The sequence below is a fragment of the Ruegeria sp. CG3 genome (assembly GCF_056537205.1).
This window is the reverse complement of record NZ_JBQFRC010000001.1, coordinates 2051631-2064703: the sequence shown is the minus strand read 5'-3', so window position 1 is coordinate 2064703 and position 13073 is coordinate 2051631. Positions and strand designations below refer to the sequence as shown.

Annotated in this window: 11 protein-coding genes; 8 read left to right on the top strand and 3 right to left on the bottom strand. The window is 63.1% G+C overall.

Features of this window, described 5'->3' with window-relative positions:
• The first annotated feature begins 14 nt into the window (after window positions 1–14).
• The 3 genes from ACR0NB_RS10225 (at window position 15) to ACR0NB_RS10215 (ending at window position 3676) form a co-directional block, all read left to right on the top strand.
• Window positions 15–1052, top strand: coding sequence for a quaternary amine ABC transporter ATP-binding protein (locus ACR0NB_RS10225; RefSeq protein ID WP_170339611.1), 1038 nt, complete (start codon window positions 15–17; stop codon window positions 1050–1052).
• The gene (locus ACR0NB_RS10220; RefSeq protein ID WP_170436158.1) at window positions 1045–2634 is read left to right on the top strand and encodes an ABC transporter permease; all 1590 of its coding nucleotides are present in this window, start codon (window positions 1045–1047) and stop codon (window positions 2632–2634) included. Before ACR0NB_RS10225 ends, ACR0NB_RS10220 begins: the two co-directional genes overlap by 8 nt.
• Before the next feature lie 61 nt (window positions 2635–2695).
• Complete coding sequence (locus ACR0NB_RS10215; protein WP_170390782.1) at window positions 2696–3676, top strand: arginase family protein; 981 nt, start codon at window positions 2696–2698, stop codon at window positions 3674–3676.
• Here ACR0NB_RS10215 and ACR0NB_RS10210 read toward each other — a convergent pair.
• The gene (locus ACR0NB_RS10210; RefSeq protein ID WP_480775571.1) at window positions 3673–4641 is read right to left on the bottom strand and encodes an agmatinase; all 969 of its coding nucleotides are present in this window, start codon (window positions 4639–4641) and stop codon (window positions 3673–3675) included. The two genes, ACR0NB_RS10215 and ACR0NB_RS10210, sit on opposite strands and share 4 nt — an antisense overlap.
• 83 nt (window positions 4642–4724) lie before the next feature.
• Window positions 4725–6242 (bottom strand): trimethylamine methyltransferase family protein, encoded by a 1518-nt coding sequence (locus ACR0NB_RS10205; RefSeq protein WP_480775570.1) that lies wholly within the window; start codon window positions 6240–6242, stop codon window positions 4725–4727.
• Window positions 6243–6427: 185 nt separating this feature from the next.
• Between ACR0NB_RS10205 and ACR0NB_RS10200 the strand changes: the two genes are divergently transcribed.
• Both ACR0NB_RS10200 and ACR0NB_RS10195 read left to right on the top strand, forming a co-directional pair.
• Window positions 6428–8863, top strand: a complete 2436-nt coding sequence (locus ACR0NB_RS10200; protein WP_480775569.1) for a GcvT family protein — start codon at window positions 6428–6430, stop codon at window positions 8861–8863.
• A gap of 90 nt (window positions 8864–8953) precedes the next feature.
• Entirely contained in the window at window positions 8954–9925 is a 972-nt protein-coding gene (locus tag ACR0NB_RS10195) for a LysR family transcriptional regulator (protein ID WP_170339623.1), read from the top strand.
• Window positions 9926–9939: 14 nt separating this feature from the next.
• Here ACR0NB_RS10195 and ACR0NB_RS10190 read toward each other — a convergent pair whose 3' ends face one another.
• A complete protein-coding gene (locus ACR0NB_RS10190; protein WP_480775568.1) occupies window positions 9940–10965 on the bottom strand; it encodes a LacI family DNA-binding transcriptional regulator in 1026 nt (341 codons plus the stop codon).
• Window positions 10966–11100: 135 nt separating this feature from the next.
• Between ACR0NB_RS10190 and ACR0NB_RS10185 the strand changes: the two genes are divergently transcribed.
• From ACR0NB_RS10185 to ACR0NB_RS10175, 3 genes are all read left to right on the top strand, one after another.
• Window positions 11101–11283 (top strand): hypothetical protein, encoded by a 183-nt coding sequence (locus ACR0NB_RS10185; RefSeq protein WP_170598971.1) that lies wholly within the window; start codon window positions 11101–11103, stop codon window positions 11281–11283.
• Between the two features lie 24 nt (window positions 11284–11307).
• The gene (locus tag ACR0NB_RS10180; protein ID WP_170340240.1) at window positions 11308–12453 is read left to right on the top strand and encodes a TRAP transporter substrate-binding protein; all 1146 of its coding nucleotides are present in this window, start codon (window positions 11308–11310) and stop codon (window positions 12451–12453) included.
• 98 nt (window positions 12454–12551) lie between these two features.
• Window positions 12552–13064: a TRAP transporter small permease gene (locus ACR0NB_RS10175; protein WP_093964490.1), complete on the top strand. Its 513-nt coding sequence runs from the start codon at window positions 12552–12554 to the stop codon at window positions 13062–13064.
• Window positions 13065–13073 lie beyond the last annotated feature (9 nt).

The following is a 13073-nucleotide window of genomic DNA, read 5'->3' as shown; positions in this document are numbered from 1 at the left end:
TAGATGAGGGGCAAATGGACGAACCTGTCGTAAAACTAGAAAATGTCTGGAAAATTTTCGGCGCACGGGCCGAAGAAGCCATGGCTGCGGTCCGGAATGAAGGTATTGGAAAACCTGAAGTTCTTGAAAGATTCAATTGCGTGGTCGGCGTTCAAGGCGCCACGTTCGAAGTGCCGCGCGGCGAGATTTTTTGCATCATGGGCCTGTCGGGTTCAGGCAAGTCGACCCTTGTGCGCCATGTCAATCGCCTGATCGAGCCCACGGCCGGAAAGATCGAGATCATGGGGCAGGACGTGTCCAAGATCTCCGAGTCCGAGCTGCGTCGCATTCGCGCCCAGCAGATCGGGATGGTGTTCCAGCACATGGCGCTGATGCCGCACCGCTCGGTGCGCGACAACGTGGCCTATCCGCTTGAGATCCGCAAAGTCTCGAAATCCAAGCGCTGGGCGGTGTCCGATCACGCGCTGGGACTGGTGGACCTGACCGGCTACGAGGACCGGCTGCCCAAGGAACTGTCCGGCGGGATGCAGCAGCGCGTGGGCATTGCGCGCGCGCTGGCCTCGGACCCGGAAATCCTGTTGATGGATGAACCATTCTCGGCACTGGACCCGCTGATCCGGCTGCAATTGCAGGATCAGTTCAAGGCGCTGGTTGCGCAGCTGAAAAAAACCACGCTGTTCATCACACATGACCTGGACGAGGCCATTCGCATCGGCCACCGCATCGCCATCATGAAGGACGGTGTGATCGTCCAGATCGGCACGCCCGAGGACATCGTGATGAACCCGGCCGACGACTACGTGCGCGAGTTCGTGCAGGGCATATCCAAACTCAAACTGGTCAAGGCGCATTCGATCATGGAGCCGCTGGACAGTTATTCCGGCCCGCTGGATGGCGCGCCGCGTGCCGATGAGGGCGCAGACCTCGACCAGCTGATCGACCTGGCCGTGAACACCGAGCTTCCGGTGGTGATCACCGATGGCGGTCAGGATGTCGGCGTCGTGACCAAACCACGCCTGTTGCGCGGAATTCAGGGGGGCAAAAATGACTGATGCAACCACGGAATTGAAAGTCACGGCCGCCTCCGACATCGAGGTGGACCGCGAGGCGCTGGATCGGTCGATCCATGAATTCGCCGGCCCCAACGGTGACTATTATGTCAACGCCTTTCACAAGATCCACGACGCGACCAGTCCGATCCCGAATACGTTCAACCTGTGGGCGGCGGTGCTGGGGCCGTTCTGGTCCGCCTCGCGGGCGATCTGGGGAATGTTCTGGACCTTCCTGATCCTTGAGATCATCGCCTGGGTGCAGATCGGTCGCGGTGCCTGGGGTAACCCGGGGGCCGATCTGGCCGAACGCGCGGCCCGTCAGCAGGAACGCGCAAACGAGCTGCTGGCCCGCGCGGCGGATGCAACCGAGAAGGCAGACATAGACCGGTTCAACAAACTGGCTGCAAATATCCAGAAAGCGGCGGACAGCAGCCTTGAGAAAGCGCAGCTGGCCCAGTCCGAAGCCCTAGGGATCATGGTCACCGGGCTTCTGATGCTGTTGGTTTTCAAGCTGGTTCAGGGGTTCTACTCTGACCGGGTGTACGAAAAACAGTACTCGAACTGGCGGATCAACCCCGACAACACCGAAAGCGGCCGCTCGACTCGGAACACGGTTCTGGGGGCAGTTCTGATCGCTGCGATCGGACCGCTGATCGTTTACAAGTTCACAGTGAATGCCTCGCTTCCGCTGCTGGATGCCTTCCCCGAAAAACAAGTGTCCGAGATGATACTCGGGCCTGATCAGGGAACATTGTTCTCGGTCGTGGCCAGCTGGATGGAGGCCCGGATCGACGCCGCCGCCGCCGCGGGCGGAGACATTTTCGACGGGATCGTTGCCGGTGTACGCTCGGTTCTGGACGGGCTGACCGTGGCCCTGATCGGGTCGCCCTGGCCCGTGGTCATGCTGGTGATCTGCGTGACCGCGTGGCGCGCAGCGGGTCCGCGCGTGGCGATCTTCACCGCCGCGTCGTTGGCCTATATCGCGCTGCTGGGCTATTGGGACGTGGCGATGGAGACGGTGGCTTTGGTGGGCGCGGCCGTGCTGCTGTGCGTCACCTTCGGCATTCCGCTGGGCATCTGGTTCGGCAAATCCAAACGCGCCTATCGCGCGGCCGAGCCTGTGCTGGACCTGATGCAAACCCTGCCGGCCTTCGTCTACCTGATCCCGATCATCGCCTTCTTTGGCACCGGCAACCCGCCGGGCATCCTTGCTACGATCATCTTCGGCATGCCGCCGGTGATCCGCCTGACGGCGCTGGGCATGCGCGGGGTGCCGGAAAGCATCAAAGAGGCCGCCGTGGCCTTTGGCGCCTCGAAATGGCAGTTGCTGAAGGACGTGGAAATCCCGCTGGCGCTGCCGTCGATCATGACCGGCGTGAACCAGACCATCCTGATGTGTCTGTCGATGGTCGTGATCATCTCGCTGATCGGCGGCGGGGGTCTGGGCAAGGAAATCCTTGAGGCGCTGCAATACGCGGCCAAGGGGCCGGGCCTGCTGGGTGGCTTTGCGATCCTGTTCCTGGCCATGGTCATGGATCGCATCGTTCAGGGCGCCTTCCGACGCGAAGACGAAAAGATCTGACGCGACAGCCGCCCCCCGGGTCACCCGTGGGGGCGGTTTCATTTAAGGGCGGGGAGACATGATGGCGGACCGCTACGAACAATCCATGATGGACAACCTGTACTGGTGGGGCGTGCCGACCCTGTTCCGGTGCCCCCATGTGGGGCCGCAGGACCAGGATATCGCCCTTGTGGGCGTGCCGCATTCCGCCGGCAACGGCACCACCGAGCGCGACCAGCATCTGGGCCCGCGTGCGCTGCGTCATGTCTCGGCCGTGCAGCGCCGGGTGCATTCGCTGTTCCAGATCGATCCGTGGTCTAGCGCGCGCATTGCCGATGTGGGCGACGTACCGTTTCCGCGCGCCAACGACAACGAAGACTGCATCGAGCGTATAACCGCCTTCTACCGTGACATCGACGCCGCCGGTGCGCGGCCCGTTTCGGTGGGCGGCGATCACTCGATCACGGGCGGGATCGTGCAGGCGCTGGGCCGAGGCGAACTGGCGGGCGGGCAACCGGTCAGCTTTCTGCATCTGGATGCGCATACGGATGTGTTCACCAAGGTCGATCATTTCCTGGGGGCCAAGAAGTCCGCCGCGCATTGGGGGGCTTACTTGGCCGATCAGGGGCAGGTGGACCCGACCCGGTCGATGCAGATCGGGTTGCGGGGGCATCCGCGCAGCCTGGACTGGCTGCAGCCTTCATATGACTATGGCTACAACATCGTCACCATGCGCGAGTTCCGCCAGCGTGGCTTGGCCGATGTGGTGGCCCAAACGCGCGATGTTCTGGGCGACCGGCCGGTCTACATCACCTTCGATCTCGACTGCCTTGACCCGACCATCGCGCCGGGCGTGTCGAACCTGGAACCCGGCGAGAAGGGTTTTGACATCGACGAGGCCGTAGGCATTCTGCATGCCGCGCGGGGGCTCAACATCGTCGGCGGCGATGTGGTCTGCATGATGCCGACCAAGGACAGCCCCAACAACATCACCGCGCTGACGGCGGCGGCGGTGATGTTCGAGATGATCTCGATGATCGCCGAGAACGTCGCGCGGGCCTAGCGCCGCGCGTCGATCGCCTGGGCCAGCACGCACAGCAGTTCGAACATCAGCGAAATGCCCAGCCACGCGGTGCCGCCCGCCGGGTCAAAGGGCGGCGAGACCTCGACCAGATCCGCGCCCACAAGGTTCAGACCTTCCAGCTTGCGAATGACCTGCTGGGCCTGAAAGCTGTTGGGGCCGCCGATCTCGGGCGTTCCGGTGCCGGGGGCATGGGTGGGGTCCACGAAATCGATGTCATAGGTGCAATAGCAGGGCGCGTCGCCGACGATGGAGCGAACCTCGGCCATGACATCGTCGATGCCGCGGTCGAACAACTCTTCGATGCGAATGATGCGGATGCCCTGCGCCTCGCCCCATTCGATATCCTCGGTGTTGTAGGCGGTGCCGCGAATGCCCACCTGCACGAAGCGTTCGGGATCGACCAATCCTTCCTCGACCGCGCGGCGGAACGGGGTGCCATGGGTGTATTTGTGCCCGCCGAAATAGCTGTCGAACAGGTCGGTATGGCTGTCGAATTGGATCAGCCCCAGCGGGCCGTCGCTGGCCAGCGCCCGCAGGACGGGCAGGGTGGTCAGGTGATCGCCGCCCGCCGTCAGGGGCACGATGCCGCGCAGCGTCAGGTCGGTGTAGAAGCGGGTGACGCGGTCCAGCGTATCCTCGATATCCACCGGGTTGGGCGGCACGTCACCCAGGTCGGCACAGTTGACCAGCTCGAACGGGGCAACCCCGGTCACCGGGTTCATGGCGCGGATCATGGTGGATTGGTCGCGCAACTGCCGCGGCCCGTGCCGCGCGCCGGGCCGGTTGGTGGTGCCCCCGTCCCAGGGGATGCCGACCAGCCCAAGCTCGACCAGATCCATCCGGTCATCGTTTGGGGTCAGGGCCGGCAGACGCATGAAGGTGGGGACACCGGCAAAGCGAGCCAGCTCCATCGCCGAGACGGGTTGAAAGAACGCATTTGCCATGGGGCCCCCTGTGTCGTCGTTTGCCCGAGCCTAGCGCCAAGCCCGCGTCAAAAACACCCGGTCCGCGACACAACGGCGTCGGATCAGGACAGAATCCGGAAATTGGCGCGGATCTCGGCCTCCTGTTCGGGGCTGAGGTATTGCGGGTGATGCGTGCGCAGGATTTCACGCGCGCGGTCGCGGGCGGTGGACCACGCATCGCGCGCGCCGCTGTCCTGCCAACTGCGCGGCTCGGCCCGGTCGGCAAGGGCGGGGTAGAAATAGTCACGCTCCATCGCTGCATGGGTGTGGGCGCTGCCCAGGAAATGACCCTCGCCCAGAACCGACTGGCAGATCGCGTTAAAACCCAGGTTTTCTTCAGTCACCTCGATCCCGCGCAGGGCGCGATAGGTGTGCGAGTGCATCTCGTCATCCAGCACGAACCCCTCGAAGCTGACCCCCAGCAGCGAAGCCGTCATGCCCGAGCTTTCGTAGATCAGGTTGCCCCCGGCCAGCGCGGCGGCCAGCGAGGTGATGCCCTTTTCGGCGCCGTATTGCGCGTCGATGGCCTTGGCATCGGTCATCGAACAGGCCACGCCCGAGGGCAGCCCCAACCAGTTGGTAATCTGGGCCGAGGCCGCGTTCAGCACGGCGGTTTCGCCACTGCCGCCCGAAAACGCGCCGGTGCGCAGATCGATGATGAAGGGCCAGTTGGAAAACACCATGGGAAAGCCCGGCCGGATCGCGTTGACCATGACCAGGCTGGCCAGGGTTTCGGTCAGAGACTGGGCCAGAAACCCGGCCATGGTTGCGGGCGCGGTCGCCCCGGCTTGGGCTGCGGTGATGCAGGACATGGGGATGTTGTGCGCGATGCATTCATAGACCACGTCCACCGCATCTTCGCCGTACCGCAAGGGCGAGATCACCGGGCTGATATGCGCCTTCAGAAACGGGCGTTCCGCAAAGGCGCCCTGGCCTCCGGCGGCGATATCCAGCATCCGCACGATGGGCGCGACATGTTCAGCCAGCGTGAACGAGGTTGCCACCGGTTTGGTGGTATTCCGGATCAGCGCATACGCTGTATTCACGTCCAGATCGAAATTGTCCGGCACGTCGGTGGCGACGCAGCATCGGGTGAACCAGCTGACATTGGCCAGCGTGTCCTGAAGGCGGGTGAAGTCATGCAGGTCAGCCAGGGTCGACGGGCGATAGAGCCCGCTGTCCAGGTCCAGCGTCTGGACCGCCGCTCCGCCGGTGCCTAAATGCACGCGGTCGCCGCCCACCTCGATCGACCGGGCCGGGTCGCGCCCGTGCAGGGTAAACCGTTTGGCAGCCTGCCGGACCGCGCCTTCGACCATCGTGCGGGGAAAGACCAGCCGTCCCGGCGGGCCGGGCCGCGCGCCGGCGGCGATCAGGTCTTGTGCCAAACGGTCGGGCACCTCGCCCATGCCCAGCCTTTCCAGCAGGCGCAGGGCGGTGTCGTGGATCGCCGCAATCTCGGGCAAGGTCAGGGGTTTGTACTGCCCACCGGTCTGGCCGGGCGGGCAGGGGTCAAAGGCCGGTTTGGCCGCCCGTTGCGCCAGCCTGGCCCGCCGCCCGCCGCGTTTGCCCTGTTCTGGCATCTTCGAAGGCTCCTGATCCGATCCTGCCATGCAGAGTACGCGGCAACGCGGGGTGCGGCCAAAGCGGAAATGCCGTTTTGAGAAATCTCAATCCCCGTTTCGATTTTTCGGGACCGGCCACTGCGCCATTGCCCGCCCGCTGCGTCGTTCGGCAGGGTTCGGGGAATGTCAGAAGGAGCACACCCATGAAATCGCGCACCAAGGTCGTGGTGATCGGCGGCGGAATCGCTGGCTGTTCAACCCTGTATCACCTGACGCAGGAAGGCTGGAGCGACGTGGTTCTGGTGGAGCGCAACGAGCTGACATCCGGCACCACATGGCATTCGGCCGCGCAGGTGACGAACTTCGGAATGAACCAGACGATGGTGGGGCTCAAGTCGCATTCGATCCGCCTGTACAAGGAACTGGCCGAGGACCCGGACTATCCAATCAACTACCATCATGGCGACGGTGGCATCCGGTTGGCCAATACCGAAGCGCAGATGCAGGGCTATCGCCATTTCGCGTCGATGGCGCGGGGGATGGACGTGCATTTCGAGGTGATCGACGCGCAGGAATGCGCCCGCCGCCACCCGCTGATTTCCACCGAGAAGCTGCTGGGTGGCCTGTGGGATCCGCTGGACGGAGACATTGACCCGGCGCAGCTGTGTCAGGCGCTGGCGCGGCGGGCGCGCAAGGCCGGGGCCGAGGTCTATCGCAACACGCCGGTCACGGCCCTGACCCAGCACAGGGACGACACCTGGACCGTTCATACCGAGCACGGCGACATCGACTGCGACATCGTGGTGAACGCCTGCGGCTACCGCGTGAACGAGGTTGGCGCGATGATGGGCGTACACCATCCCGTGGCCTCGATGGAGCACCAGTATTTCCTGACCGAGGAAATCCCCGCGATCCGCGACGCGGGCCACCGCATGCCGCTGCTGCGCTGCCCGATCAGCGATTACTACTGCCGGCAGGAAAAGAACGGGCTGCTGTTGGGTTTCTACGAACAGGACTGCAAGACCTGGGGCATGGATGGGATCGACCCGAATTTCGTTAACGCGCTGTGCCCGGACGATCTGGACCGGGTGACCGTTGTGCTGGAAGGCGCGTTTGCCCGCATGCCCGCCCTGATGGAGGCCGGGATCCACACGGTCGTCAACGGCCCGATCACCTACACGATCGATGGCGCGCCTCTGGTCGGGCCGATCCCCGGCAAACGCAACGCATTCTGCATCATCGGGCTGCGGGCCGGGCTGGGCGAGGGGGGCGGCCACGGCTGGCTTCTGGCCCAGCAGATCGTGCATGGCGAGGCCTGCTATGACACCTGGTGCCTCGACCCGCGCCGGTTCGCCGGGCATGCCAATGTCGAGCTGACCGCGCTGAAGGCGATCGAGGATTACCAGAATGAGTTCCGCTTTCACTTTCCGCACGAACACCGCCCCGCCGGGCGGCCCGCCAAGACAACGCCGCTGACCCCGGTTTTGGCCGCCGAGGGCGCGGAATTTACCGTGGTGAATGGCTGGGAGCGGGTCGAGTACATCAAGCCCGCGCCCGATTTCACGCCGACACTCAGTTTCGATTTTGACGAAACATTCGACGTGATCGCCGCCGAGGTTGCCAATGTGCAGCAGAATGCCGGGCTGGCCGAGGTGAACGGGTTCAACCGGATCGAGATCACCGGCGCCGACCGGCATGCGTTCCTTGACCGGATGGTCTGCGGCGCGCTGCCCCGTCGCCCGGGTCGGGTGGGGTTGGCCTATCTTCTGAATCACAAGGGCATGGTCAAGGCCGAGGCGACCATTGCCAATCTGCCCGCCAGTGACCGGGGGCCGGATCGGGTTTGGTACGGCTCGGCCGCAGCGGCCGAACTGCATGACATGGATTGGCTGTCCAGGCACATCGCCCCCGACGAGGACGTGCAGTTGCGTAGCCTGACCAACGACCAGACCATCCTGGTTCTGGCCGGGCCACGGGCGCGTGACGTGCTGTCGGCCTGTTCGCGCGGGGATTGGTCGCGGGACGCCTTCCCGTGGCTCAGCGTGCGCGAGTGCTTTGTCGGCATCGCGCCCGCCACCGTGATGGGCGTCAGTTTCTCGGGCGAACTGGCCTATGAGATCCATGTGCCCAACGCCTCGCTTTATGCGGCCTATCTTGCGCTGCGACAGGCCGGACAGGCCTTTGGCCTGCAACTTTTCGGCGCGCGGGCGATCGAGTCGATGCGGATGGAGAAGACCTTCCTGCATTGGAAGGCCGACCTGATCACCGAATATGACCCGTTCGAAACTGGGTTGGGCCGCTTTGTTAGGCTGGACAAGCCGGAGTTCATCGGGCGCGCGGCGCTGATCGAACGGCAAGCCAATGGGCCGTCGCGCAAGCTGGTTGCCCTGCAAGTGCAGGCCACGCACGCGCCCGCGCATCCCGGTGCGTCGCTGATGGTCGGGGATCGGGTGGTGGGAACGGTGACCTCAGGCGACTGGGGGCATCGCACCGGGCTGAACCTGGCGCATGCCTTTGTCGAGCCGCACCTGTCAGCCGAGGGCAGCGAGATGATGCTGGACCTGTGTGGTGACAGGGTTCCGGCGCGGGTGATCCCTGCCTGCCCCTACGATCCCGAGTTCACCCGCATGCGCAGCTAATGGGTGTGACCAACATTCACCATTGCCCGAAAGCAAAAACTCTGTTTCGCTAGTTTCGATGAAATCGAAATTGCGGGAGGGTTTTGCCCCGTGTCCAAAACACTGAGCCTGCGCTGGTTGGAAGTGTTCCGCCTGATCGCCAAGTCCGGTTCGATTCAGCAGGTGGCCTCGGAAACGGGTTTGTCGATCAGCACCGTTTCCAACCATCTTCGCAGCCTGGAAGACGCCCTTGGCATCGCACTGGTGGATCACGGCCGTCGTCCGATGAGCCTGACACCGGCTGGCGAGGTATTTTCGCGCTATGTACGCGATGGCCTGACCGTGTTGAAGCGGGGCGAGGCCGAGATCCGGTCTGGCAACTGGCGCCACGCCACCGATCTGCGGCTGGCCCTGGTGGATGATTTCGACAACCAGATCGCGCCCGAACTGATCCGGTTTCTGGCCCATGCGCTGCCGCGCTGCAATTTCCGGCATTTCACACGGCCCAGCCACGAGATCATCGAGAAATTGCAGGAGCACAAGCTGGACGCGGGCGTGGCGACCCGACCGCCGGGCGGCACACAGGGGCTAATCGAATACCCTTTGATGCGGGATCCGTTCATCGTGATCGTGCCCGAAAAGTTCAAAGGCGAGGTGCAGGATCTGTTCTCACCCCATTCCGACCTGCCGCTGCTGCGGTATTCGCGAGACTACACGATCGGCAAGCAGATCGAGATCCAGCTGACGCGCAACAAGTACAACCTGCCCAACCGGTTTGAGCTGGAATGCAACCAGTCGATCATGGGGCTGGTCGCCGAAGGCAGCGGATGGGCGATCACCACGGCCGGGTGTTTCCACCGGGCGCATCGCTATCATGACTCGGTTCGGGCAACGCCTTTTCCGGGTCGGAACTTTGTCAGGATCGTTTCTCTGTTCACGACCGAGGTCTATCCGGACACCACTTCTAAACTGATCCACAAGGCCCTCAGCAGCTTGATCCGGCAGTATTTTACCGAACCGATGTGCAAGCGGCATTTGTGGCTGAAGGGTGATTTCCGGACGATGGAAGATCAGGCCGCCTGACCTGGGCACACGGATCACGCCGAGTTGGCCGGACCCAGGGACTGTCGTTCAACGATGTGCGTGAACAAGTGTTCACCGGCCGCCGGGGCCCTTTTTTCAACCATTTCGATCAATGCCTTGGCGGCTTTTCCGCCCATTTCCCGATGCGGCACGTGCACGGTCGTCAGCGCCGGGCGCAGGATCCGGGCCAGTTCGATGTCATCGAACCCGGTGATCGAGACATCCTGCGGCACTTTCAGCCCCATGTCCTGAGCCCTGAGCAAAGCGCCGGCGGCCAACACATCGTTGCCGCACATGACAGCCGTCGGCGGCGCGTCCTGCGACATGAGACGCGCGAAGGCTTCTGCGCCGTTTTCGATCTCGTACGGAGTCTCGATGACCTGAAGCATCTGCGGGTCAAGCCCGTGCTGCCGAACAGCGTCGCGCACCCCGTCCAATCGAAGGCGCGCGCGGTCGTTGCCGTGGGTGATGCCCGATATCACCGCAAGGCGTCTGTGCCCCAGGTCGAGGACCTTTTTCGCCAGCTCGTGCATGGCCGCCCGGTTGTCGAAGCCGATGGAGGGCAGACGCCCGTCCGGGGAAAATGACCACGCGACCAGCGCCGGAATTTCTCGGTGCTCAAGAAATTCGTAGATGCGCGGCGCCCGGTCGTGTCCGATCAGCAGCAGGCCATCGGCGCCGCGGGCGACCAGAGTTCGGATCTGCTCTTCTTCGGTGGCCGGTTTGTAGGCCGAACTGGATACCAGAAGCGTATAGCCATGTTGGTGCAGCTCTTCCTGAAACGCCTGCAAGCCGCGCGCAAAGATGGCGTTCTCCATCGTCGGGATGATCGCGCCGATGGTAAACGTGCGCTTGGCCGCCATGACCCGTGCCGCGAAATTCGGTGTATAGCCCAAGGCCTCGATCGCCGACTGCACGCGTTTGCGGGTCGCCTCGACAACCCGGTCGGGCGTGTTGATGCAACGCGAGACCGTAGCCGTCGAAACGCCCGCCTTTCTGGCAACGTCATCCAGTGTCGGGGCGGGCTTCAGCTTCGACATTTCCAAACCTAATCTTTGCTCTTCGCAATTCTAACCGGATCGGATTGGCAATGAAAGTTGAAATGTAAGCGCTTGCATTTTCCATGTAAGCGCTTACAAATGGCATCAGTGCCGATTCTACCCGGAGTCCCGAACATGTTTCTTGCCGCTTCCGCCGTCGTCTTCGTCGTCTATTTCGCGAACGTGGCGCTGGGTGCGTTTGCAGGCCGCGCGTTTCTTGGGGATGTGGGTGAGATGCTGGTTCTGTTCGCGGCGTCGATCCTGTTCGTTGTCGCAATTCTGAAAAAAGAGGCCGACCGCGAGGAGAATGGCGGCTGAATTTTTCCAATGGGAGGGCAATCAATGAACAAAGATCAAATGGAACTGGCGTCAGCTGAACGCCGCAATTTCCTCAAACTCAGTGCCAGCGGCGCGTTCACGGCCGCGCTAGTGGCAGGTGCAAGCGGCGTGTTGTGGTCATCCGAGGCCGCGGCGCAGACCGCGAAGGAGGAAAAGGAACGCGAACAAGCTGCCGAGCATGTGATGACGGTCGCTACGGCCTATGTGCTGGGCGCCTCGCGCAGCTATCCGATCATGCAGCTGGATCTGAAGGAAAACATCCAGAACGCAACCAACGGCAAGGTCTATGTCAAGCTGGCCCCGGGCGGGCAGCTGGGCGCGGGCGGCGCATTGGTGCAGAAGGTGCAGGGTGGAACCATCCAGGCCGCGCAGCATTCGCTGTCGAACTTCGCACCCTTCGCTTCGACCGTGGACCTGATCAACATGCCGTATCTGTGCGGCTCGAACCAGCGGTTCACCAACCTGGTGCATTCCGACACCTGGAAGAACGAAGTGCACCCCAAGGTCGAGGCCGCAGGCTTCAAGGCGCTGTTCTATGTCGTGATCGACCCGCGCGTCGTGGCCGTGCGCCAGGGCGGAAATGCCATCATTACCCCATCGGACATGAGCGGTGTGAAGTTCCGCGTGCCCGGGTCCAAGATGCTGCAGCAATACTACCGCATGGCCGGCGCCAACCCGACGCCCGTTGCCTGGGGTGAGACCCCCTCGGCCATCAAGCAGGGCGTGGCGGATGCGCTCGACCCGTCGGTCGGCGCGCTCTATGTGTTTGGGTTCAAGGATATTCTGTCTCACGTCACCTTCACCCAGGCGGTGCCGGACAGCCAAGTCTATTCCTGCAATCTGGAATGGTTCAACTCGATGCCGGCCGACGTGCAAGAGGGCATCATGTGGGGCTCGGAGATGACCAGCCACCAGAACCTTGCCAAGGTCCCCTCGGCCCGCGCCTATGCCATGGCCGAGCTGAACAAGGCCGGAGTCGAGTTCCACTCGTTGACCGACGACCAACTGGCCGAGTGGCAGGAGGCCGGCGGTTATCAGCGCTCGGAGTGGGACCCCTTCAAGACCGAGCTGGCCGGGTCGATGGATGCCTTCGAAAAGCTGGTCGAGGCGGCCGGTACCCAAGGCAAATACTACGTCCACGACGCCTGATGCGAACCGGGCGGGCGCCGGACGCGCGCCCGCCTTTTCGTCAGACCTGCAGGGCCTGAGCTTTCAGGCCCATCCCCCCAGCCTTGCCGAGGGAAGCGATGTCCTTACTCAAAACCATAGACCGCAATGCCGAACGCTGGCTGCTTCTGGTGTTCTACGTGATGCTCGTCATCACGATGGCAATCGAGGTGCTGCGGCGCGAGATCTTCGCCTATTCCTCGATCTGGGGCGAGGAGATCGTCCGCTATTCCTTCATCTATCTGGCCTGGATCGGCGCAGCGGCGGCGGTCAAGGAACGCGCCCATATCCGGATCGACGTGATCATGCATTACCTCGGCCCCCGGCCCAAGGCGGTGCTGTATATCTTCGGTGATCTGGTGATGTTCGCGGTGGCGGTCATCGCGCTCTACTGGTCCTACGAGGCGGTGCATGTCTCGGCCAAGTTCGGTTCGGTCACTGACGGGTTGCGGGTCTCGAAGGTGTGGTTCCTGATGGCGGTGCCCACGGGCTTTGCTCTGATGATCTGGCGCCTGATCCAATCGTTGATGAATGACATCAAAAGTCTTCGTGACGGCACGCCCGTCTTCGAAGGCGACAAGCTGTTTGACTGAGGAGAAACC